This window comes from Microbacterium sp. H6 (assembly GCF_003314775.1).
Lineage (GTDB): Bacteria > Actinomycetota > Actinomycetes > Actinomycetales > Microbacteriaceae > Microbacterium > Microbacterium oxydans.
Genome location: NZ_QOAY01000072.1, coordinates 19,735 through 21,904, shown reverse-complemented (window position 1 = coordinate 21,904; position 2,170 = coordinate 19,735). Strand labels below are relative to the sequence as shown.

General features: G+C 67.5%; 3 protein-coding genes. 2 read left to right on the top strand and 1 reads right to left on the bottom strand.

Features of this window, described 5'->3' with window-relative positions; all coding sequences use genetic code 11:
- Nucleotides 1-96 precede the first annotated feature (96 nt).
- Nucleotides 97-426, top strand: a complete 330-nt coding sequence (locus DSP71_RS05345; RefSeq protein ID WP_179515688.1) for a VanZ family protein — start codon at nucleotides 97-99, stop codon at nucleotides 424-426.
- Between the two features lie 182 nt (nucleotides 427-608).
- Nucleotides 609-908 (top strand): DUF1330 domain-containing protein, encoded by a 300-nt coding sequence (locus DSP71_RS05340; RefSeq protein WP_046748534.1) that lies wholly within the window; start codon nucleotides 609-611, stop codon nucleotides 906-908.
- A 62-nt stretch (nucleotides 909-970) separates the two neighbouring features.
- On the opposite strand, the gene DSP71_RS05335 is transcribed toward DSP71_RS05340, so the two are convergent.
- On the bottom strand, nucleotides 971-2,092 hold the full coding sequence (locus DSP71_RS05335; RefSeq protein WP_058631943.1) for a hypothetical protein: 1,122 nt from the start codon (nucleotides 2,090-2,092) through the stop codon (nucleotides 971-973).
- Between the last annotated feature and the right edge of the window lie 78 nt (nucleotides 2,093-2,170).

Genomic DNA, 2,170 nt, shown 5'->3' with positions numbered 1-2,170 from the left:
GCGACCCAGAGTGGGGAATTTCGATGAGCAGAACCGAGGAATTTCAGTGAGCGCCGTCAACCGCGCCGATTCGCGGGTCCTGCCCGCGCGCTCTTCATGGACTTCGCCCACGTCTTCGCCGCGCCGCTGGTCGAACCGATGAGCTATCTCCAGCTGGAGAGCATTCTCAATGCTCTGCTCTTCGTGCCGCTCGGAGCCGCAGTGGCGCTCGCGCTCAGCAGGCGCCTCTGGATACTCGCGCCCGTGCTGGTGTTCGGTACGTCGTTCGCGATCGAACACGTACAGGCCTCGATACCCGGTCGCGTTCCCGATGTGCAGGACATCGTCTGGAACACGGTGGGCGGCGTCGTGGGAGCAGTCGTGGTGGGGATCGTCCGAAGAGTTCTCCGGCCGATCCGCCGATCGCGCGCTGGCGACGGAGAGTAGTCGTTGATGCTGCTCCGGTAGCGGTCAGCCCGGTCCTGGCCCGCACGAACACCGAGTCGGCGCCGAGCCCGCGTTCGAGCGGAATCGGCAGGATCGAGTCGATCGTCGGCGGTTCTCGGCCTGGTCGGACATACGCCGGTCGCTCAGGATGGATTCTCCGAGATCGACGGGAGAGCATCACGGTGACTGTCTATTGGGTGAACACGTTCACGAGCATTCGAGATCACGAGACGCTTGCGCGGTACGTCGAGCGCGCAGGTCCCGCGATGCGGGCCGGGGGCGGCAGGTTCCTCGCGCGGGGTGCGCCTCTCGCAGTGCTGGAAGGCGAGTCGGCGTTGCGCACGACGATCATCGAGTTCCCGGATCTCGAGGCTGCGGTGGCGGCGTACCATTCCGAGGCCTATCAGGAGGCGCTGCGCATCCTCGGTGATGCCGCGACGAGGGAGATCCGGGTGATCGCGGCGGTGCCGGCGGCGGACTGAGCCCGGCGACACTGCGCCTCCGCACCCGAGAGGATGCGGAGGCGCACTGCGGAGTGCCGGGCTCAGCCCACCGGTTCCGTCGTGAAGGTCACCGCGAAATCCGGAATCTCCTTCGGGAGGAAGGATGCGGAGCCGACCTCGACGGGAGTGGTGTCTTCGATGGACACGTTCCCGGGACCGGGGGGAACCCGGAGCAGGAACTTCTCGATCCGGAGGATGGAGCCGGTCGGGGGATTGACCGTCAGGCGGAAGCGGGCGTCGTCGGTCTCGTACACCAGGATCTTGTCGGCGGAGGCGTCGTTCTCAACGGCCATCCCGTCTGCCAGGGCGAGTGCCTCCAGGAACGTCGCGCGATACTCCGGGGAGGCGGAGAGGATGGGCACTGAATGTCCGAGTTCGTTGAGCATATGCTCCGCGGCGGGGATGTCGAGCCGTTCCTCGATGCTCGCGTACAGTCCGTTCGACTCCGGTTCGCCGTCCATGGGCATCCTCGCCGCTTCTGCTTTGGCAGCGATCAGTTGATCCTCCATGCCGGTCGTCCATGCGGCGAGGAAGGCCGCGGGGTCCGACGGGAAGTCGGTGGTCGACACCGGGAGTTCCCCGATGGGAGGGGCGTCGACGTCGACATCGCGCACCGTGAGGGGCTCCGCGCCGATGGGGAAGGATGACCCGTAGTACGAAGTCCAGGCGCGGTGGACGGCCGTGGCGTCGCCGTAGGTCTCGGTGGCGTGCAACTCGGTGTGCGACGTCTGCGACGAGCTTCCGTCCGCCGCATGGAGATACGTCACAGCCGATTCGGTGACGACGGCACCCGTGGCATCCGTCCTGAAGCTGCCGAACGGAGGGGACTGCTCATTCCGACCACCGACGAGGCGCAGGTGTCTGGTCGCCATGGTCACCTGGACCGGCTGCGCGGCAGCCGATCGGATGGAGGCCGCGGTCTCGTTGAGATAGGTCGATGCCGAGGCGGCCGGCGGTTGGCCGACGACTCCCGGCGGGATGAGTACGGAGGCGGCGACGGCGACCGCGGCGACCGCCGTGCCCGCGAGGGAGATCCCGATGATCCGTCCGAGTGGGCGGCGACGTCGCGACTGCGCGATCGCCTGGTGGAGGGCGCGGCGAGGCGCCTGCGGCGATGTGGGGTAGGTGGGCTTCATCTCCCGCACCGTGTCAAGGATGTCCATGGATGGTCTCTTTCTCGGCAAGTCGAATGTGGGTGGTCGCCGCGCGCGGCCGGTGAGGTGGAGCCGGCGACGGCGGGG